The 21,346-nt window shown below is 42.8% G+C and carries 15 protein-coding genes and 1 riboswitch; of the genes, 9 read left to right on the top strand and 6 right to left on the bottom strand.

What is annotated here, in order from left to right; translation table 11 throughout:
* The first annotated feature begins 47 nt into the window (after nt 1–47).
* The 5 genes from fucP (at nt 48) to WC743_RS02655 (ending at nt 5,790) form a co-directional block, all read left to right on the top strand.
* On the top strand, nt 48–1,316 hold the full coding sequence (gene fucP, locus WC743_RS02635) for an L-fucose:H+ symporter permease (protein WP_373010201.1): 1,269 nt from the start codon (nt 48–50) through the stop codon (nt 1,314–1,316).
* 18 nt (nt 1,317–1,334) lie between these two features.
* Nucleotides 1,335–2,351, top strand: coding sequence for an aldo/keto reductase (locus tag WC743_RS02640; protein ID WP_373010202.1), 1,017 nt, complete (start codon nt 1,335–1,337; stop codon nt 2,349–2,351).
* Nucleotides 2,352–2,365: 14 nt separating this feature from the next.
* Entirely contained in the window at nt 2,366–2,701 is a 336-nt protein-coding gene (locus WC743_RS02645; RefSeq protein WP_373010203.1) for an L-rhamnose mutarotase, read from the top strand.
* Nucleotides 2,702–2,814: 113 nt separating this feature from the next.
* On the top strand, nt 2,815–4,830 hold the full coding sequence (locus WC743_RS02650; RefSeq protein ID WP_373010204.1) for an alpha-L-fucosidase: 2,016 nt from the start codon (nt 2,815–2,817) through the stop codon (nt 4,828–4,830).
* A gap of 147 nt (nt 4,831–4,977) precedes the next feature.
* Nucleotides 4,978–5,790, top strand: coding sequence for a DUF1080 domain-containing protein (locus WC743_RS02655; protein ID WP_373010205.1), 813 nt, complete (start codon nt 4,978–4,980; stop codon nt 5,788–5,790).
* Nucleotides 5,791–5,872: 82 nt separating this feature from the next.
* Here the strand turns inward: WC743_RS02655 and WC743_RS02660 are convergent, their stop codons facing one another.
* The 5 genes from WC743_RS02660 to WC743_RS02680 form a co-directional block, all read right to left on the bottom strand.
* A complete protein-coding gene (locus tag WC743_RS02660; protein ID WP_373010206.1) occupies nt 5,873–8,311 on the bottom strand; it encodes an outer membrane beta-barrel protein in 2,439 nt (812 codons plus the stop codon).
* 460 nt (nt 8,312–8,771) lie between these two features.
* A complete protein-coding gene (locus WC743_RS02665; protein ID WP_373010208.1) occupies nt 8,772–9,635 on the bottom strand; it encodes a DMT family transporter in 864 nt (287 codons plus the stop codon).
* 282 nt (nt 9,636–9,917) lie between these two features.
* Nucleotides 9,918–11,357 carry a SusD/RagB family nutrient-binding outer membrane lipoprotein gene (locus WC743_RS02670; protein ID WP_373010209.1) on the bottom strand — a complete coding sequence of 480 codons (1,440 nt, stop codon included), beginning with the start codon at nt 11,355–11,357 and terminating at the stop codon, nt 9,918–9,920.
* A 5-nt stretch (nt 11,358–11,362) separates the two neighbouring features.
* Nucleotides 11,363–14,551, bottom strand: coding sequence for a SusC/RagA family TonB-linked outer membrane protein (locus tag WC743_RS02675; RefSeq protein WP_373010210.1), 3,189 nt, complete (start codon nt 14,549–14,551; stop codon nt 11,363–11,365).
* A gap of 304 nt (nt 14,552–14,855) precedes the next feature.
* Complete coding sequence (locus WC743_RS02680) at nt 14,856–15,425, bottom strand: TlpA disulfide reductase family protein (protein ID WP_373010211.1); 570 nt, start codon at nt 15,423–15,425, stop codon at nt 14,856–14,858.
* A 98-nt stretch (nt 15,426–15,523) separates the two neighbouring features.
* A riboswitch (SAM riboswitch) is annotated at nt 15,524–15,632 on the bottom strand.
* 354 nt (nt 15,633–15,986) lie between these two features.
* Here WC743_RS02680 and WC743_RS02685 point away from each other — a divergent pair.
* Entirely contained in the window at nt 15,987–16,223 is a 237-nt protein-coding gene (locus tag WC743_RS02685) for a hypothetical protein (RefSeq protein ID WP_373010212.1), read from the top strand.
* Nucleotides 16,224–16,436: 213 nt separating this feature from the next.
* Here the strand turns inward: WC743_RS02685 and WC743_RS02690 are convergent, their stop codons facing one another.
* A complete protein-coding gene (locus tag WC743_RS02690; protein ID WP_373010213.1) occupies nt 16,437–17,468 on the bottom strand; it encodes a LacI family DNA-binding transcriptional regulator in 1,032 nt (343 codons plus the stop codon).
* Between the two features lie 209 nt (nt 17,469–17,677).
* Between WC743_RS02690 and WC743_RS02695 the strand changes: the two genes are divergently transcribed.
* From WC743_RS02695 to WC743_RS02705, 3 genes are read left to right on the top strand one after another with little or no spacing between them, the layout of a single operon-like run.
* The gene (locus tag WC743_RS02695; RefSeq protein ID WP_373010214.1) at nt 17,678–18,121 is read left to right on the top strand and encodes a hypothetical protein; all 444 of its coding nucleotides are present in this window, start codon (nt 17,678–17,680) and stop codon (nt 18,119–18,121) included.
* 34 nt (nt 18,122–18,155) lie between these two features.
* The gene (locus tag WC743_RS02700) at nt 18,156–19,658 is read left to right on the top strand and encodes a tagaturonate reductase (protein WP_373010215.1); all 1,503 of its coding nucleotides are present in this window, start codon (nt 18,156–18,158) and stop codon (nt 19,656–19,658) included.
* Between the two features lie 38 nt (nt 19,659–19,696).
* A complete protein-coding gene (locus WC743_RS02705) occupies nt 19,697–21,307 on the top strand; it encodes a UxaA family hydrolase (RefSeq protein WP_373010277.1) in 1,611 nt (536 codons plus the stop codon).
* Nucleotides 21,308–21,346 lie beyond the last annotated feature (39 nt).

Genomic DNA, 21,346 nt, shown 5'->3' on the forward strand with positions numbered 1-21,346 from the left:
GCATGGCCCTCTCATCCGTAAAGAAATATAAAATATCATATCCGATCATGACAAAGAATAAAAGTCTTTTCCCATTTATATTGATTACCAGTTTGTTCTTTTTATGGGGTTTTGCACATAACCTTGACCCCATATTAATACCTCACTTAAAAAAATCATTTACGCTTACTACTGTTGAGGCTACGCTGGTTGATTCTGCTGTCTTTATAGCCTATTTTCTGATGGCTTTACCGGCGGGTTTTATTATGAAAAAATACGGCTATAAAACTGGTATTATTACCGGCCTGCTTGTTTTTGCCTGTGGTTCTTTTTTGTTTATACCGGCAGCCAATACCCAGCAGTATGCATTTTTTCTGGTGGCTTTATTTATCATCGCCTGTGGGTTAACCATTTTAGAAACAGCCGCCAATCCGTATGCTTCCTCATTGGGCGACCCCGCAACCTCTATACAAAGGCTTAATTTTGCGCAATCATTTAATGGGCTGGCTACAACCCTGGCGCCCGTAATAGGTGCACGCATTATACTTACCAAAGGTTATACCCCGGCGCAATTAAGCGTAATGACAGAGGAAGGCCGCAAACTGGCGCTTGCCGCCGAAGCCTCTTCCGTGAAAATGCCTTATTTTATACTCGGCAGCGTACTGGTGTTCATCGCCATACTTTTTGCATTTACGCGCCTGCCAAGGATTCAGAACCATGAAGGGCATGCAGCCAGTAAAAATATTTTCCATGCCCTAAAGCACCGCCATTTAGCCTGGGGTGTTGCCGCACAGTTTTTTTATGTAGGCGCGCAGGTTTGTGTATTCAGTTTGTTTATCCTGTATGCAACAAAATCTGCTGGTGTTACGGAAGTAAAGGCCGCCGACTATTTAGGTGTATGCGGCTTTGCATTTTTGATCGGCAGATTTATAGGTACGTTTTTAATGCGCTATTACAGTTCAGCAAGTTTACTGGCAGCTTATGCAGGTATCAATATTTTCCTTTGTATAGTTGCTATTTTAGGTCATGGCATGTTAACCGTTTACACGGTTGTTTGTATATGCTTTTTTATGTCCATCATGTTCCCAACTATTTTTGCGCTGGGTATAAAAGATTTAAAGGCTGATACAGAATTCGGCAGCAGCCTGATCATTATGTCAATTGTCGGCGGAGCCGTTCTGCCGCGGATATTTGGTTACATCAGTGATAGAACAGGTAATATTCAGTATGGCTATGTGGTTCCATTGCTCTGTTTTGCGGTGGTGGCATTTTTTGGATTTAAAGGCCATCGTGTAAAAGTGAAGCCGGAAGGTTTGCCGGTTTCAGCCATCCTTTAAAAAATAATTCATTCTTACATGAAAGAAATTAGTTTACCCAAAGTGATTTTTGGAACCAGTGGTTTAGGAAATTTGTATGTAGCGCTTCCTGATGAGGTTAAGTGCGCTATTGTTGCTGAAAGCGTCAGGTGTTCTCCTAAACCAGCTGTATTTGACTCAGCTGGTAAGTACGGCGCCGGGCTCGCACTGGAATCGCTGGGAAAGTCGTTAACACAATTGAATGTAAACCCTTCAGATGTGCTGATCAGTAATAAACTGGGGTGGCTGCGTACGGCATTAAAAACTCCCGAACCTACTTTTGAACCCGGCGTATGGCGGGACCTGAAATATGATGCCGTTCAGCGTATAAGTTATGAAGGCATCCTGGAATGCTATGAACAGGGGAATGAGTTGCTGGGCGGTTACCGGGCAGAACTGGTATCTGTACATGACCCTGATGAATACCTTACTGCAGCGAAGGATGAGCCGGAACAAACACAACGCTACCGGGATATCCTGGAGGCTTACCGCGCACTGAATGAGTTAAAGCGGGATGGTAAAGTGAAAAGCATCGGTGTAGGTTCAAAGGATTGGCGGATCATAAAAAAAATAGCTCATGATGTAAAGCTGGATTGGGTAATGATAGCCAACAGTATGACGGTTCATAGCCACCCTCATGAATTGGTGGAATTTATGCAGGAGCTTGAAAAACAGGGAACACTGATCATTAATTCCGCTGTTTTTAACGGCGGATTTTTAACCGGGTCGGATTATTATAATTACCGACTTACTGATCCTATAAAAGACAACGGCCTATATCATTGGCGGGAGCTGTTTTATCAGCTGTGTACAGATTATAAAATAAAACCGGCAGATGCATGTGTTGCGTTTGGATTAAACGCACCGGGTGTTAAAAGCATCGCCTTGAATACCACCAACGCAGAGAGAGTATCACAAAATGTTGCTTTGGCCTCTTTAAAAATACCGGATGAGTTTTGGAAACGAATGAAAAAATATGGTTTAATTGACGAATCATATGCCTCCGCCTATTTGTAAAATTTAAATATACTATGAAAAGATACTGTTTGGCCCTTGACCTAAAGGACGACCCGAAACTGATAGCAGAATATGAACATTGGCATAAGGCAGAAAATAGCTGGCCTGAAATACGCAAAAGCATACTGGATGCAGAAATCTGGGATATGCAAATCTACCGTACGGGCAACCGTTTGTTTATGATCATGGAAACAAGTGATCATTATGAGGCAGAAAAAAGAGAACAAATGGATGCGCTCAATTCAAAGGTACAGGAATGGGAACAATTAATGTGGAAATTTCAACGGCCCTTACCCTGGGCAAAAGAAGGGGAGAAGTGGGTAATGATGGAGCAGATTTTTCAGCTTTAAAATTGATAGTATGCAAATAATAGTTTATGAATTTGACTTTTATGAATAGGGATTTTTTTTGGGGAATTGTCTTTTCTTTATGTCCAACCGTGTTTTGCAGTGCTCAAACCACTATGCCTAAACCATTTGGTCCGTTACCAACCAGTAACCAGCTGCGTTGGCAGCAAATGGAATCCTATGCATTTGTACATTTTTCATTAAATACGTATACTGATCAATCCTGGGGATATGGCAATGAAGATGTGAATTTGTTTAATCCAAAAGATCTGAGCTGCCGCCAGTGGGCACGTATCTGCAAAGAATCGGGCATGAAAGGAATTATCATTACCGCAAAGCATCACTGCGGTTTTGCCCTTTGGCCATCAAAATATACCGAGTATTCTGTTAAAAATTCGCCGTGGAAAGATGGCAAAGGGGATGTGGTGAGAGAAATGGCCGATGCCTGTAAAGAATATGGTTTGAAATTGGGTATTTATTTATCGCCCTGGGACAGAAATCATCCGGATTATGGCAGGCCGGAATACATTACCTATTTCAGAAATCAACTCACCGAACTGTTGACCAATTACGGACCCATTTTCGAAGTGTGGTTTGATGGTGCTAACGGAGGGTCGGGTTATTACGGTGGCGCTAATGAAACACGTACCATAGACCGGACGACCTACTACGATTGGAAGAATACTTATGCGCTTATCCACAAACTGCAGCCAAACTGTCTGATATGGAATGACGGTGGCGACAGGGGTGATCTTCGCTGGGTGGGAACCGAGGCCGGTTATGTGGGTGAAACCAATTGGAGCTTACTCAACTCTACTGGCGAAGTGCCCTGGAACATGTTGCATTATGGTTTGGAAAGCGGTAACACATGGGTTGCCGCCGAAGTAAATACATCTATCAGGCCTGAATGGTTTTATCACCCCGGCGAAGACAGTAAGGTAAAAACCTTACCCCAGCTAATGGACACTTACTATAACTCCGTTGGCCGTAATGCTACTTTACTGCTTAACTTTCCTATCATGCCGAATGGTTTGATTAACAAAAGAGATGAAAAAGCAGCCCTTGAATTTGGCAAAGCGGTTAAAGAAGCGTTTGCCGTTGACCTGGCCAAACGGAAAAAAGTAACTGCTTCCAATGTTCGAGGCAACAGTAAGGAATTTAACCCGAACAAAGCGGTTGATAATATTAAAAGTACTTACTGGGCGACAGATGACAATGTAAAAACTGCTTCACTCACCATCGATCTGGGTAAGCCAACTGCATTTAACCGTTTTATGGCACAGGAATATATTGCGTTGGGGCAACGGGTAAGATCATTCACGGTTGAGGCCCTGGTGAACGGTAATTGGAGAGAATTGGCCAAAGCCACCACTATCGGGTATAAACGTATTCTTACTTTTCCTACTGTAAGCGCCACAAAGGTACGCTTGAATATTACCGGTTCGAAAAGCAGTCCTGTTATTTCCAATATCGGTGTTTATAACGCACGGCAGATCTTGACCGCTCCTTCCGTTATCAGGGATCAATCCGGTAAAGTAATTATTGTTCCGGCTGATAAAGAATCTGCAATTTATTACACAATGGACGGAAGTACGCCAACAAGGGGTTCAAAAAAATATACCGGTCCATTTCAAACAGAAGGAAAGTTAAATGTAAAGGCAATTGCCCTTGACGCTTCTACGGGTAAAGGCAGCCCTGAGGTGCACGAGATGTTTGACCTTCCTCGTACTAACTGGAAAATTGAGGTACCCGACGATAAAAAGGCCGCCGCAATCTTAGATGGCGACCCCTCAACAGCATGGCATCAAAGCAGTGATAAAAAAATGCCGGTTGATCTAATGATCGATCTGGGAAAAGAAGAAAGCCTGTCGGGGTTCAGATATTTGCCAGACGCGGGTTTATGGAATCCCGGCATTATTACGACCTATCAATTTTATATTTCACAAGATAAGGTTGAATGGAAATTGGTTGATGAAGGCGAATTCTCCAATATTAAAAATAACCCTTTGATGCAAACCAAAAAATTTGCAACTCAAAAAGCGCGCTATATCAAATTAAGAGCCTTGAAGAATACCGAGGGTAACGATAATACAGGATATGCCGAAGTAAATGTGATTACAAGCCAGCCATGATGTTACCGTTTGGTATTCAGCAGGTGGTTATGAACATCCGAACAGGGGCATTATCCCAAGTCAAGATCTTTTTAATTTAATCGATAGCCGGCTAACAACAAATATTCAATTTATATATAATAAGGCATACACAACACTTTATCAACAATGAAAAAAGCACGCTATTTTTTTACGTTTTCATGTATCCTGATACTTGGCTGTACCGGAGTAAAAAAGCTGGCCGACACCGGCAATGACGATAAAAACTGGAAGAAACTGTTTAACGGAAATGATATTAAGGATTGGTTTGTAAAGATCAATCACCATCTGGTTGGCGAAAACTATGGAAACACGTTTCGGGTGGAAGATGGCATAATCAAGATCAGATATGATCAATACGGAGAGTTCAACGACCAATTTGGCCACCTGTATTACAAAACGCCGTTTTCTTATTATCACCTGCGGTTTGAGTATCGCTTTGTTGGTAAACAGCAAAAGGGCGCACCGGATTACACGCTCCTTAACAGCGGCGTCATGTTTCATTCACAGGACCCCAGAACAATGTTGAAGGACCAGGATTGGCCGATATCGATAGAAATGCAGTTATTAGCCGGTCTTGGTGACGGGAAACCGAGGCCGACGGGTAATATGTGCTCACCCGGCACCGATGTTGTTTATAAAGGGAAGGTCTCACCTGACCATTGTATTAATTCTATTTCAAAAACCTATGACGGTGAGCAGTGGGTAAAGGGGGAACTGATAGTTCAGGGCAACAAATTAATTACGCATATCATCAACGGCGATACCGTGCTGCAATATTCCAGGCCCACCATTGGCGGCGGCGTGGCACACGGCTATGATCCGAAGTACAAACAGGACGGGAAATTGCTAAGCAGCGGCTTTATTGCCTTGCAAAGTGAGGGTCAGCCTGTCGATTTTAGGAATATAGAGATTAAACAACTGCCGGGTGCTGATCGTTAAATAGTAAACAAATCGGCCAGGAAGGGATGACCAACCACGGCCATCCCCAACCAAATTTGAATGAACAAATTCTTTATAAGAGTTAATTTCCTGTAGCAGAGCCCTGAACATCGTCATTACTAATGCTTCTTTTGTTTTTCTTCATAGCCTCTTTTAGTTTACCGAAACGGTAGTTCAGGCTGGTAGTAAATCCCCTGAAGTAGACTATGTTGGTATTTGTCTGCGTAAAATTGGGGCCGAATGAATCCCTGATATTATGCCTGTATTTTGTGAAAGGGTTATTAACTGTAGCAGAAAACGAAAGCTTATCCTTCACGATGTCTTTATTAAGGCTGAATGACGTACTGGCATATGGATTTGAAGTTCCCTGGATAGACAGGTTGGGGCCATTCAAAAATACATTGGTGCTAACGCGCCAGCCCTTTTCGAAATTATAGGCGCTATTTAAAGATGCGCCGTACATGAATCCTTCATTCTTTACCAGCACGCCGTTTACTGTCCCTTGCACCCGTCCGTGCGCTATTCTTCCGTTAAAAGATGAGGTCCATTTTTTAGTGATCGGGTAACTAATATTGGTGTTGAAGGTAAACAGCCGGGCTTTGCCGGTATTATCAAAACTGCTGCGTGTAATATTTGTGGCCGGGTTAAAAACCACAACAGGCATAATAAGGTCGTTAAAATAATTGTAACCAAGCATTATGTTCAGGGTGGCCTTTTTAGATCTGCTGTAGGCTAACTGGATGTTATTTGATACCGCAGGCCTCAGATTTGGATTGCCCGATGACTCGAAATTTGGGTTCGACCGGTCGACAAAGGGATTGAGCTGATAGATACCCGGGCGCTGGATCCGTTGCGAAAATCCGAAATTAACGGCGCTCATGTTCTTAAATTTCTTATTGATGCTGACAGAAGGAATTATATTGAAGAAGTTTTTGTTTAACTGTGATGCGGTTGAAATGAAATCGGCATCAATAATAGTCTCTTCAATTCGTGCGCCTGCCTTAAAGGCCCAGTTTTTTAAGGTGTAGGTATAGCTGTTATATGCGCCGAATACATTTTGATTATTATCAAATTTATTGCTCCGTGCCGCATCTGTTTCAAAATTACCGGTAGCTGAATTATACGACTGATATTGAAAATCGCTGTTATTATCCCTTATAATTGCTTTAATACCCCCTTCTATATTCAATTTCTTTATTGGATGTACGTAATCGATCTGAAAAGTGTGTTCCGAAGATTCCCCTTCGTTTTGCTGGCGATAATCCGGAGTGGTATAGTTCACGCGGTTTGATGCTGTCAAGTCTGCATTTTGCCTGTTGTTGAATGTAAAATACTGGTAGGAGAAAGTGAGCAGCCTCTGCTTGCTGCTTTTAAAACCACGCTGATAATTTAAAGAGGCATTTATTCCCATGCCATTAGCCTCATTGCTGTTAAACAGATCATACTGCTGGATAACACTGCCTCCTCCGTTCAGAATAGAATTCTGCATGTTTGTACCATCCTGGTTATTACCGTTAAGATTAAACTGGCCGGAGATAAGGTTAAGGCTATCTATTTCATAGCTGAGCCCTGTTTCTATATACCCGTTTCTGCCATCAAATTCAAGCGAGTTATTCTGGTTCAGGTTAGTCAGGCTGTTGCCGGTAGTTAGCCGCACGATTGAATTTCTTACTGCAGGCGAGTTTGCAATATTAGCGCCAAAAAATCCCGACACCTCCAACTTGCCCTGCCTGGAAGAAAATGATCCGCCTGCTCTGGGGCCTCCTACGGGAAATACGTGACTTACATTTATTGAACCATTGTACCCGTTACTCACTTTTTTATTGGTTACAATATTAATGATACCGCCTATCCCTTCCGCATCATATTTTGAGGAAGGATTGGTAATAACTTCGATGCTCTGGATAGTTGAGGCAGGCATGCTTTTCAGGATACTTTTAGGATCTCTCTCCATCATGCTGGAAGGCTTCCCGTTGATCAGTATCTTATAACCGCCCTGCCCCCTTAAAAGGAGATTGTCTTCTCCATCTACAGATAACAGGGGAACTTTTCTCATCATCTCCAGCACACTATTGCTTTTACTGTCGGGATCTGCCTTAAGGTCATAAACGAGCTTGTCAATTTCCTGTCTTACAATAGGCTTATCCATTGTAATGGACACCGTTTTAAGCTGAGTGGTCTTTTCGCTGATAGCGATACTTCCCAGGTCTAACGAAGGTTTTGTATTATCTGTAAGATCAACAGGTACCATTTTTGAGTTGTACCCAATACTTACTACGGAGACGAAGTATTTTCCCGGCATCAGCTTCTCAAAGTTGAATGTTCCGTCGGTTTTTGTTACTGCTGTGCGCACAAGCTGCTTCGTTGCATTGCGCAGATTAACTGTCACATAACCGACTGGTTTCTTTGACACCGAGTCAGTTGTAATTCCCTTTACTGAAAACAACACCGGCGCTGTCTGCCCGAAGGCCGGAATGATCGCGATCAGAAAGATTATGATGAGTATAAGTTTTAGTTTCATGACTTTTTTATTTAAAATTTAATTGAAGAAGAAATTTATTGGCCGATCTAGACCTTATTACAAAAGTATGCACTTTTATAATACCATGCAATACATAGTACTATACATGACAATATATTATATAAATTCCTTAATATCAATCAATTAAAATTTATTAAAAGTTTGAGAGAGCTTCGTAAGCTGACCTGATACATTTAGATTATGACAATTTCGACCCGTAATGGGTACAGCAATGGTATCGCCCCCATTGCTGCGCCCTCGCTTGTGGCCGCCTGCTATCAATAGTCAGTTCCGCTTTTGGCCGTTGTGGCTCTCAGCAAGCGGGGTGAAATAATCAAGCAGGGTGGCCTTGGGAGCCTGAAATATCATTGCTGCCCGCCAGTATAATTACAGCCTTTGGTTTTAGCGCTATACGTCCTGCTGAAAACGGAGGAGCAGTTGCGGAGAGATCTGCTTGTTCCTATTTTTTATAGGAAATGACCGTTTGTAAGAGGACAGAGGTCATTACAAACAGTAAACCAATGTAAAACGATAGATTTAATTCTTTACTCTCATTAAAGAAAATGAATGCCAGTATAATCGCATATACAGGTTCAAGATTAAAACTAAGATTTACTGTAAAGGCAGATATCCGCTTCAAAGATTCGGCAAACAAGATGTAAAGTCCAACGGTACAGATGGTAGCCAACAAGATCAGGTAACCAATATCTTTTAAGCTTGGAACGATGGTTTCAACCGGAAAAAAATAGAGGTATGCCGGAAGTAAAATCCCCAGACCGATGGTTCCACCTGTCATTTGATAATAATTGATGACCCGACTGTCATAAATTCTAACCAATCGTTCATTATATAGGGTATAAAGCGCCGCGAAGGCCGACGAAATTACCCCCAGGACAATACCTAATTGATAAGACGAATCGAAATGGAAAATTAAGCCGATACCGAACAATGTCAACGCACTTAACAATAATTCTGACAGGTCAAACCTGCATCGGTTAATCAGCGGCCCAAAGATGGCTGTAAAAAAACTGGTTAAACAATAGCAGACGACACCAACTGAAATATTCGAATACTTAATGCTGGCGTAAAAAAATACCCAGTGTATGGTAATGAACATTCCAATTTTGGCAATATCAAATTTCTCCCTGGATTTAACAGGTGTTGCAATTCGAAACAGTTTTAATACAATTAACAAAACAATGGAGGAGAAAAGTACCCTATACCAAACTAAGAGACCTTCATTGAGGGAAATAAGCTTACCGAATATACCGGTAAAGCCGGCGAGAATTACAGCAAAGTGTAAGACTAAATATGATTTTTTCATAAAGAATTATCTGTCCGCCCTTGAAAACAAGGATTAAAAAATTAATAAATAAACCGCGTTGCAACTATAGTCAGGTGCCGCTGAAGAATTGGCAAAGACACATAGTTAAAGAATGCTACTTATTAAGATATTGGAGGAGGAAGACAACTCTTTCTGTTCATTTTCTATGATTTGTTACAAACCTAACAAAAACCGATATCGATAACAAAGAAATTTTTGCTCATGAAATAGTTAGCTTTAAAAAAAGCAGTCATGGACAAAGTCCATAACTGCTTCTTAGCTTTAATTTGCATCAAACCAAAGTTTGGTAGTCAAAACATCAGCACCCTGACTGGCGACTGCGGCTTTATAACTGCTTCCGTTTAACGATTGCTCTGTGCCGGGATAGATAAATCTAACCGGAATTTTTCCACCAAGCGTACCGGCTACTGCAGGTTGCAGTTGCGGATAATCTAGCCTGCGCCACTCTGTAAATGCTTCCAATCCTTGTCCAAATAAGGCTATCCATTTCTGTTCGCCTATGGATTTTTTATAATTTGAAGCATCGTATTGTACCGATGGAAGCGCTATATAAGTGGCTGCGGCAGCAGCTGTGATACCATATTGTGTTAAAGAAGCTGTTATAGCTTGCTTATACAGATCAGCCGCATTTTCAGTTGTAAACCCACGTGCAGCAGCTTCGGCGCGGTCAAACAGCACTTCAGCGTAACTAATTATTACTGCGGGGGCGCTGGGGGCCAGGAAATACGTGCCTGGCTTGGATGTTTTAGTAAAGCCCAGGTTACTGGCATCACCCACCAGCAAACCATTAGGGATACCAACATATGTAGCTGGCGTAGCATCCTGTGTTTTGCTGGCGTAAACCGGCAGGCGTGGATCACTTAAAGCAAACAGTTTGTCAACAATGGTTTTACTTATACGATAATCATCCCGGGTATCAAATAAATTGCTGATCGGGTTTTGGTTTGGCGAAGCCAGGTAGATCAATTGAGCAGTCTCGTTGTTGGCGCTGATATAGCTTCCGCCTTCGGTTTGTATATCGGCCAGTACCTGTTTCGCTTTCTCGGGCTCACGGTCAGCGATCCGTAAAGCGATCCGTAAGCGCAGGGAATTAGCAAACTTCTTCCAAAGGGTAATATTATTATTGTAGATCACATCACCTGCTATGGCTGTTCCGGCCGGGTTTAAAGCGGCCTGGGCTGTTTTCAGATCATCCAGCAGCGCAAAATAAACGTCCTTTTGCTTGTCATAAGCAGGAGTAAGGTACTCACCTATATTAGCGGCCTGGGTGTAAGGTATGTCGCCGTAATTGTCAGTAAGTAAAGTAAAAACCCATGAACGTAAAACCAGGGCTACACCTTTATAATTTGGATTAGATTGCGCATCTGCCAGTTTAATGATCTGGTTAAGGTTGACAATGCTTTTGGTATAGGCAACACTCCACAATTCCTGGAACGAGGTATTGGTATAAATGTACCTGTCAGGGTCGGTGTATTGGATCTTTGCCCAGTGCTGCACAAAAAGCAGGCTGGCATCCATATTATTTGATGTTCCCCAGTATGTGTCAGCCGTTGTTTTCGTTGCTGCGGTAAGCAGGTAATCAGGCTGTGCATTTTGCGATGCATTAGGGTTTTGGTTGATCTCTTCAAGATCCTTTTTGCAGGAACTGACTGATAATAGCAATGCTCCTGATAACAGTATAGTTATATATTTAAGTTTCATGATCGTTAGAATTTAAGGTTAATGTTAAAACCAATATTACGTACGGTTGGCAGGGTCAGGTCTTCTAACCCTTGGCCGTTACCGGTGTTGAAAGCCGTCTCCGGATCGATATTAGGGACATTTTTATGAATGATCCACAGGTTACGGCCCACTAATGATACCGTGGCCGATTGCAGGCCTATGCCTTTAACCCATTGTGACGGGAAGGTGTAACCAACTTTTACTTCGCGAAGCTTTACATAAGATGCGCTGTAAACAAATGCCTCATCAACGTTGGTAAAGCCTTTATAATAAGACTGGGCAGGTAAAATGGCGGTGTTAGCAGTGCCGTCTGCTTTAACGCCCTTGAAGATCATTCCGTCGTCATATACAGTCTCCCCGGCAGGTGCGGCTGCACCGGCACTTACCTGTACCGCCGGAACGGAGGTATTATTACCCGGATAATAGTAATTTAAACCGCCATTAGCAGCACCACGACCAGGAAGGGTTGAGGCCAGGACACCGGTATAAGTGCCTGTACGGTTGGTGTTGGAGTAGATGGATCCGCCGATGCGCGCATCAACCAGGAAGCTCAGGTTGATCCCTTTATAGCTAAAACTGTTGTTGATGCTTCCCAGCCAGTCGGGTGTGTATTTACCCAGGTACTGTTTGGTAGGGTTGATAACAGGCGTGCCGTTGTTACCAATAACGATCTGACCGGATGCATCACGGGTATAAGCATTGCCGAACAAAGTGCCATAAGGCTGGCCAACCGCGGCCAATACTTGTACGGTACGGTTGGTGCCTAAAATGTAGCTCTGCAGCTGCCCCGCGTCATCAAGCGATACAACCTTACTTTTGTTACGGGAGTAATTTACGGTAACATCCCAGCTAAAATCGTTTGATTTAACAGGTGTTGCACTCAATTGAACTTCCAATCCTTTATTGTTGATACGACCACCGTTGATCAATTTTTGGCTGTAACCTGTTGACTGGCTGACATCCACATTCAGGATCTGGTTAACACTATTGGTGTTATAAACGCTCACATCCAGCCTGATACGGTCTTTCAGGAAGCCGGCTTCAAATCCTGCTTCACCGGAAGTTGTGGTCTCGGGTTTCAGATCAGGGTTTAAACTGATGCTTGCTGCACTCTGTTGTGGATTGGCACCAAATGGCGCAGTGAAGTTGTATGTATTGAGTAGCTGGTAAGGCGTGGTTGCTTTACCTACTTTTGACCAGCCGCCGCGTAGTTTCAGATAACTTAATGCATCGCCTTTCCAGTCCAGTGCTTCTGATAATACTAAGCTTCCGTTTACTGAAGGATAAAAGTAAGACAGGTTAGCTGCAGGTAGTGTAGACGACCAGTCGTTACGCCCGGTTAAGTTTAAGAAGGCATAATTCCTGAAACCGATCTGTGCCGAAGCAAAATAGCTGTATGTTTTTAGCTTGCCGTAATAATTAGAGGATACCAATGGATCGCGTGAGTTGCTTAGCGTATACAAACCCGCAACGGCTAGTTTTGGCGCTATCTGGTCATTTTGCTCGTTCAGTACGGTGCTGATGTTACCTCCCACAAACCCGTCGAATGAAAAATCTTTGTTCAGCTTTTTAGTGTATTGCAGGCGAGCTTCGGTATTGGTTTCGTTAACTGTATAGGCATCTTCTTCATAAGAACCAAAGGGCGTTCCATTGGTGCCGTAGGCAACTTTTATCTTACGCCTGTCATTGTAATAATCGGTACCTGTACGGAAGTTGGCAGATAACCCATCGATAATCTTATAATTTAGTTCCACACTCCCGATGATGCGGTTCTTGTGCTGGGCAACTGTGTTTTCATAGGCAACAAAGTAAGGGTTGCTATAATAGCTGTTGTTCCAGTTAAAAGTATTACCATTGGCATCACGATAATTTTTTAATCGGTTGATATCCACCTGCCTGCCAAACCATGTAAACTGGAGCATGGTACTGGTAGCCCGCCTGCCGTAAGCGCCGGGCAGGTTATCTGCATCGTCTTTAATATAGTTGGCAATTGTAGTGATGGTCAGTTTAGAATTAGGTCGGAAAGTGGAATTTAACAGGATTGAATTTCGCCCCTGTGACGAATTGGGCACTACGCCGGTTTGGTGCAGGTTATTATATGATAACCTGTAGTCGAACTTTTCTCCGCTTCCTGCTAAGGCCACACCATTATTGAACGTTACACCGGTATTGAAAAAATCGCGTACATTATTGGGATGTGCCTCAAAAGGCTCCGACTTTCCGTTAGAGAAAAATTGCGGTATAAGCCTTCCATCCAGCGCAGGTCCCCAGCTTTCATCCACGCCATCGTTTATGCCTCCGCCTTTACCATCTACGTAGCTGAATTTACCGTTAGAGCCTTGTCCAAACTGGTTTTGATAATCAGGAAATACCTTCAGCGTGGCAAATGAGGTATTGGAATTTATGGTGATCCCTAACCCTTTGGCGCCTTTTCCGGTTTTGGTTTTGATCAGAATAACCCCGGCAGCGGCACGGGAGCCATAAAGCGCAGCTGCGTTTGGGCCTTTTAATACAGTGACCGACTCGATATCTTCAGAATTTAAGTCGGATATGGCATTTTGAAAATCCCTGGAGCCATTGGTTCCCTGGAATTGCGAGTTATCTACGATCACCCCGTCCACAACAAACAAAGGCTGATTGTTGCCGGATACGGATGTTTCGCCACGAATAACAATCCGGGACGATCCCATATCGCCCTGGCTCCCCGTTACTTGCACACCGGCTATCTTACCAGATAAGGCATTCACGAGGTTGGTCTCTTTAGCCTCGGAGATGTCTTTTGATTTGAGGCCCTGTACGGCATAGCCGAGCGACTTTTTATCTTTTGATATATTAAGCGCGGTAACCACTACTTCGTTCAGGGAATTTGGCGCTTCCTGCAAAATAATCTGCAGGGTTGCACCGTCATTAGTCACCGGGATCTCCCGTGTTGTAAAACCAATGTAAGAGATCCGCAATATGTCGTTTGCTTTTGCATTAAGGGTGAATTTTCCCTGGATATCGGTTTGGGTGCCGGATGTTGAGCCTTTAATACCTACACTGACGCCGGGGATCGGTTGACCGTCTGATCTGGCGGTTACCACACCGCTTATTTTAACAGACTGGGCATCGGCCTGCTGTATGGTTAAGAATAGCAATATAATTGCCAGTACTGATTTGTAAAATTTAAACATGATTTTTTGGGTAATAATTCAAAAAATGCCGATACAGGTGTATATAGCCATTCGTGTGAGACAAGGATTGTCAAAACAGAAAGAGTTACAAACTGTAAAGAATGAATTGATAAGGTTATCCGGATGTTAGCAGAAAAGCTTATCCGGTAATTACTGTAAGATTAACAGCAACAACACATGGCAGGCATGCAGGCAGACATATAGAAACTGGCAGAAAATAACAAGATGTCGTTTTTGGTTTGCCTTCGATTAGCAGGGGTAGGATTTGTTTTCATATAAATTGATCTGATTTGATGTGTGATAATTAATTAATGGCAGCAATTGGTTTGTTCACGAGCGCATCAATAGCTTTAACCATAGATGAGAATTCCTGTGTGTCATATAAGCGGGTGAGATAAGCTATCCGGCCGTCACGATCGATAACCACGTTGCGGGTTACACCGCTCTTTTTGTGTGCAAATCGTCCAAAGATATCGGCACCGGGGTCAAGCGCTAATGGGTAGGAGATCTTCATGTCTTTATGGAAAGCCGCGACTTTTTGAATGGGTTCATCCCGGTCTACACCGATCAACACTACACCCTTATCTTTGTAGGTCTGCCATATTTCTTTTTCCAGGTGAGGCATTTCTTCGCGGCATACGCTGCACCAGCTGGCAGTAAACTGCAGGATAACGATCTTGCCTCTTAATTCATTTAGAGAAGTTTTGGTTCCGTCAGTAAGTTGTAATTCAAAATCGGCAGGAGCCAGGTCGCCCGTTTTCACAATGTAGCCACGATCTGCGTCAGCAGCAGGAGGTGATTGAACCGTTTGTGCACCGGCAAAAAGCGCTGAAAGTAGTAAGGCGCATGTAAATAGTAAATTTATATTTTTCATAGCAGTGTCGATTAAACGCCCGCATTTAATTAGCAAAAGTGAGAAAGTTGTACTAGATGATCTAATGACTGCCTTTACAGCATAGCAAAATTTTGCGAACATTATCTTCTCTGCATTACTGCAGACAGGAATTAGCACCTTTATACCTATGGCGTACAGGTTGCTAAGACATCATCGGGCCTTTCCCTCAGTCTTTCTTGATAATTAAATAAGAACTATTTCGATGCAAATATATATTAATATCTATTAATTCTATAGTTTTTATATTATTTATTTTCATGTTTGCAATGCACCTAAACCACAGCTATTTCCCTGGCAGCCATCCTTTAGCTATGAGGATATAAATTCCAAATAATTTTACCCAGGTAAGCTTTGAGTCGGAATTAAAGATTCATGGGAGGATATCGGGCCCCGCCGGCTGCCATGTGAAGCTGCGTGCCAGAACCAACATTTGGTGACCTGCCCTTTGAAAAATTATGGCGAGCGCCGATAAGGGTAAAATTTCTTTGCTTAACGAAAACTGAAACTAAGATTGGACTGTTATTCTCTAAAAGAACTGTTATGAAATCAATGGTGGCGGTGATCGGTGTGACTCTTTATTTGATGGTTTTCAGTTTGATATGCGCCGCGGGGGTGGCCATTAAAATGATTCCATATCTGTTTATCATTTCGCCTTTTTTAATGATCGCAATGGTATGGACAATACTAAAGGACGATACCAAAAGTTACCCGGAATTAGGAACTGACAAAGAATGGGGCTATCTGGATAAGCAAAATAATCAGCGGGAGCAAATTTAACAGTGCTATTTTAGCATGATAATCTGGATAGATTATAAAAACGTATTTGCCTGTATACAGGTTTAAAAGATCTTCCAGAGTTGATTTGCATTAACAGGAGCCAGACAGATGAGCACGGAAAGTGTCAGTATCATCAGGAAGAATGCATCGGGGCGCACCAGGTGAATGGAGAGATTAATGGTAAACAGCTCTCCCGATCGTATCCTTTTTATTTTAGTTTAATTTTTGAGATGATAGCCGGGCAATGAGTTCGGTATCAACCATATCTGTTGTATATTCTTCCACGGGCCATTTGCTTTCTATGGTCTTTATAAGCAACTCTGTGGCTCTTTGCCCTATTTGGAAAGCTGGCTGGCGTACAACTGTCAATGGAGGGTCAAACAAGTCAACCACATCAGAGTTGGTGAACCCTGCCAGGGCGATCTCCCCGGGTATTTTTACACCCAATTTTTTTATTATAGATACACAACTGATCGTAAGCCTGTCACTGCCAATAAAAATGGCTTCGGGGCTAGTATCCATAGCTAACAGATCTTTAACAGCCAGTTCAATTTCGTCATAGATCATGCCGCCATGCTGGCAATGTTTGAGATACTCAGGTTTAAACTCAATACCGTGTTTGTCCAGTGCTGCTTTAAAACCATTAAACCTTTCATGGGTTATCAGCAAATTACTTGAACTGGTAAGGTGCGCTATTTTTTTAAAGCCCGAGGCTATCAAAAGTTCAGTAGCATCAAAGGCTCCTTTAAAATTATTGGCAATTACTTTGTGTGTATCAATATCGGCGGCAACCCTGTCAAAAAATACAATAGGGAAGCCTTTTTCATGCAGGTATTTATACTGCGATGTATCAGTTGTTTGCGCAGATAAGGAAACCAGCAGGCCGTCAACATGCCTGGAGAGTAAATGCTGTACGTTAACCGTTTCCCTGTCGAACGATTCGTGGGTTTGCGTGATGATAACGTGATAGCCTAAGTTATAGGCAATGGATTCGATCCCGTTAATGGCCTGTGAAAAATAATCATTCGCCACCTCACAAACCACTACACCAATAGAATGGCTTTTTTGGTCTTTTAGGCTCAGGGCTATTGGGTTTGGCCTGTAATTTACTTTTTCGGCATATTCCTGTACAAGCCTTTTGGTTTCGGCGCCAATTTCATAACTACCTTTTAAAGCCCTTGATACAGTTGATGTGGATACACCCAAAGCCTTAGCTATGTCTTTAATGGTATAAGATTCAAACATAATTGTGGTTCCCCGGATGCTGCAAAGTACGGTTAACAACAAACAGTTTCAAATATCTTTAATTATTTTTGTTGTTATCTAAGCTATTCTAAAGATCAGCAACTATCCTGTTTGGCAGATATTCGCAAGAATCACGCAAACGTTCCCGGAAACGATTGCGCGGTTTTAGTTTGCAATATCTTTTTTTTTGTAACCAATAGCTGGTAATCTTGTTTGGGAATTATGCCGGTCTGGTAAAAACATTTGCCGGGCCATATCATACCAATTATAAACATTATAAGATTTTCTTATTTGAAAAGTATGGCGTTAAAAGCACCAATTGTTATTATTGGCTTATTTGCGGCAGGTTTATTAACCGCATCGGCACAAATGCCCAAATACTCATGGCAGCAGGAGTAGAAAAAGCTGACGGCTTCCGACGGCATCGTAAGCGAGAACGGCAATCGTGGTATCCTTCGGAAAGTTATATTAATAAAAATGATGTAATAGTTGCCACTGCTAAACATGGTAAGGGGGCAGTATTTGCCGTGGGCGATCCCTGGTTTTATAATGAATACGTAGATGGCCGCAAACTGCCGCCCCGGTTTGAAAATTTTAATGCAGCAAATGACCTGGTACGCTGGGTAGTACAACAGATATCATTAAAAAAATAAACGGTGGTTAGTAAATATCCCAACTAATAAGTATATGATTTTATCGAAATATAACCTCAAAAGAATAAACGTCCCTTCGCTTGAATTGCCGGGAGCACACCTGTTTGACCTGCCGAAAAAAGTGCTGCAATTTGGTACCGGAGTACTATTACGCGGGCTTCCGGATTATTATATAGACAAAGCTAATCGTAATGGAATTTTCAACGGACGGATTGTTGTCATTAAATCGACAGATACCGGCACGGTTGATGATTTTGATAAACAGGATAATTTGTACACTATTTATTCAAAAGGCTTTATAAATGGCAAGGAAGTTAGTGAACAGGTAATTTCTTCGGCGATAAGTAGGGTATATTCAGCCGCTAAGGAATGGGATGAGATTTTAGAAGTGGCTAAAAGCCCGGATTTGCAGGTGGTAATATCCAATACAACTGAGGTGGGTATAAAATTGGTAAAAGAGGATGTTCGCAAACGGCCACCTGCATCGTTCCCCGGTAAATTATTAGCTGTTTTGTATGAGCGATATAAAACTTTTAATGGCAGTGCAGATAGCGGGTTGATCATCATTCCAACGGAGCTTATTGTGGATAATGGCAAAAAGCTGGAAGCCATTGTACTGGAACTGGCCCATTTGAATAAGCTGGAACCCGCTTTTATGGATTGGCTGGAAAATAACAACAGTTTCTGTAATTCGCTTGTTGACAGGATTGTACCGGGCCGGCCCGATAAAGCATTGCGCGAAGAACTGGAAGCTGGGGACGGTTATGAGGATAATCTTTCAATAATGGCCGAAACCTATAGTTTATGGGCAATTGAGGGTGATGATAAAATAAAGAAATTGCTATCATTTGCACAGGCAGATAAAGGCATAGTGATAACTCCTGATATTGATCAGTTTAGGGAGTTAAAGCTGCGATTGCTTAATGGTACCCATACACTTTGCTGTGCTTATGCATACATATCGGGCTTTAAAACAGTTAAAGAGGCGTTGGATGACGTGCATTTTACCCGGTTTATAACCCAAATGATGTTTCATGAGATTAAGCCTGCCATTCCATACAAAATAGATGAAACCGTAGCTACGGATTTTGCGAACAAAGTACTCGACAGGTTCCGCAATCCTTATATAAGGCATGAGTGGTTAAGTATTTCGGTACAATACACTACCAAAATAAAAATGCGTGTTATTCCGCTATTGCTTAATTATTATAAAATATGCAATACTGTACCGGTATGTATAGCTCTTGGCTTTGCTGCTTTTATCCGTTTTATGCAGATTAAAGCTGTGGGAAGCGAGCAATACACAGGTACTGTTAACAATGAGGAATACAAGGTCACAGATAGCCAGGCCGGGTACTTCGCCAGTGTTTGGGGAAATCCGGATAGTGATGCGGTCATTAAAAAAATATTAAAAAATAAGGATCTTTGGGACGCCGATCTGGATGCTTTGCCGGGTTTTACGGCAGCAGTTGCAGGGCAGTTTAACCAGATCGACAGAGGAGAGATATATTCCTTTACATCAAAATTAAAACAGTGAAACAAATAGCGATAAAACTTCATACTGCCGATAATGTAATGGTTGCCCTTGTTGATCTGCAGGCGGGCCACGTGGTTGAATATAAGGGCAGCAGTTATACATTAGCTGATGCTATCCCGGCCAAACATAAATTTGCCATTACCGATATTCTTCCACTGGAGGAAATTATTATGTATGGCGTATTGGTGGGCAGGGCACAAAGCCATCTCCCTGTTGGCGGTTTGCTATCTACCGGCAACGTATCACACGCTGCCAGCGGCTTTTTAACAGGCAACAGCCATGCCGATTGGCACAAACCGGATGTAAGCAAATGGCAAAACCAAACTTTTAACGGCTATCATCGCGCAGACGGGAGCGTAGGCACGGCTAACTATTGGCTGGTGATTCCTATGGTGTTTTGCGAAAACCGCAATATTGAAGTATTGCAGGAAGCGTTAGTAAAGCCTTTGGGCTATGGCCGCAAAAAAACATATGAAATAAAAGCGCAGCAATTGATGGAGGTTATCAAAAACGGCGGAAGGATGGAAGAGGTGCTTTATACCGAAATTGATGGCGACACCACTCAAAGCGCAGGCAATAAACTTTTCCCTAATGTGGACGGAATTAAATTCTTATCTCACACAGGCGGCTGTGGAGGAACGCGCCAGGATTCTACAACTTTATGCGGCCTGCTTGCGGGGTATATTACACATCCTAATGTGGCCGGTGCAACGGTGTTAAGCCTCGGCTGCCAAAATGCCGAAGTGAGAACATTACAGGAAGAGATCAATAAACGCTCACCTGCTTTTAACAAACCTTTGTATATATTAGATCAGCAAAAGACAGGTAAAGAGGCCGACTTATTAGAACAGGCCATACGCCAAACATTGGCCGGTTTAATGCAGGCCAATTCATGCACCCGCAAGCCGGCGCCCTTAAACAAGCTGATTATAGGGCTGGAATGCGGTGGATCCGACGGGTTTTCGGGTATTTCGGCCAATCCTGCTATCGGTTATACCTCCGATCTGTTGGTTGCCCTTGGTGGGTCGGTTATCCTGGCGGAGTTTCCTGAGCTTTGCGGTGTTGAGCAAAACCTGGTTGATCGCTGTCTGGACAAAAACAACGCAGAACGCTTTGCCAGTTTGGTAAGCACTTACAGCCAACGGGCAGAAGAAGCGGGTTCTGGTTTTTATATGAACCCATCGCCTGGCAATATAAAAGACGGGCTGATAACCGATGCCATAAAATCGGCGGGAGCTGCAAAAAAAGGCGGTACGTCACCGGTAACGGATGTGCTCGATTATCCTGAAAAAGTTACCCAACCGGGCCTTAACTTATTATGTACACCTGGTAATGATGTAGAATCTACTACAGCCGAAGTCGGCTCGGGCGCTAACGTGGTTTTGTTCACTACAGGTTTAGGTACACCAACCGGTAATCCTATAGCCCCTGTTATTAAAATTGCTACCAACACGGCCCTGTTTAACCGGATGAGCGATATCATCGATATAAATACAGGCACCATAATAGAGGGCAGCGAAACCATTGAGCAGGCAGGTGAAAGAATTCTGGATTACGTTATAAAAGTGGCCGGCGGCGAAATTGAAGTGAGCGCGGTAAGGCATGGTCAGGATGATTTTATCCCCTGGAAAAGAGGGGTGTCCTTATAGTAATATTGCCATTATAAAAGCATCAAACTAAAATAAAAA

Source organism: Mucilaginibacter sp. (assembly GCF_041660805.1).
Lineage (GTDB): Bacteria > Bacteroidota > Bacteroidia > Sphingobacteriales > Sphingobacteriaceae > Mucilaginibacter.

Bases quoted from the DNA above. Each gene is read 5' to 3' on its own strand.
- WC743_RS02655 (WP_373010205.1), top strand. From the start codon at position 4,978: ATGAAAAAAGCACGCTATTTTTTTACGTTTTCATGTATCCTGATACTT.
- WC743_RS02680 (WP_373010211.1), bottom strand. From the start codon at position 15,425: ATGAAAAATATAAATTTACTATTTACATGCGCCTTACTACTTTCAGCG.
- WC743_RS02675 (WP_373010210.1), bottom strand. From the start codon at position 14,551: ATGTTTAAATTTTACAAATCAGTACTGGCAATTATATTGCTATTCTTA.
- fucP (WP_373010201.1), top strand. From the start codon at position 48: ATGACAAAGAATAAAAGTCTTTTCCCATTTATATTGATTACCAGTTTG.
- WC743_RS02690 (WP_373010213.1), bottom strand. From the start codon at position 17,468: ATGTTTGAATCTTATACCATTAAAGACATAGCTAAGGCTTTGGGTGTA.
- WC743_RS02700 (WP_373010215.1), top strand. From the start codon at position 18,156: ATGATTTTATCGAAATATAACCTCAAAAGAATAAACGTCCCTTCGCTT.
- WC743_RS02665 (WP_373010208.1), bottom strand. From the start codon at position 9,635: ATGAAAAAATCATATTTAGTCTTACACTTTGCTGTAATTCTCGCCGGC.
- WC743_RS02645 (WP_373010203.1), top strand. From the start codon at position 2,366: ATGAAAAGATACTGTTTGGCCCTTGACCTAAAGGACGACCCGAAACTG.
- WC743_RS02685 (WP_373010212.1), top strand. From the start codon at position 15,987: ATGAAATCAATGGTGGCGGTGATCGGTGTGACTCTTTATTTGATGGTT.
- WC743_RS02640 (WP_373010202.1), top strand. From the start codon at position 1,335: ATGAAAGAAATTAGTTTACCCAAAGTGATTTTTGGAACCAGTGGTTTA.
- WC743_RS02660 (WP_373010206.1), bottom strand. From the start codon at position 8,311: ATGAAACTAAAACTTATACTCATCATAATCTTTCTGATCGCGATCATT.
- WC743_RS02650 (WP_373010204.1), top strand. From the start codon at position 2,815: ATGCCTAAACCATTTGGTCCGTTACCAACCAGTAACCAGCTGCGTTGG.
- WC743_RS02670 (WP_373010209.1), bottom strand. From the start codon at position 11,357: ATGAAACTTAAATATATAACTATACTGTTATCAGGAGCATTGCTATTA.
- WC743_RS02705 (WP_373010277.1), top strand. From the start codon at position 19,697: ATGGTTGCCCTTGTTGATCTGCAGGCGGGCCACGTGGTTGAATATAAG.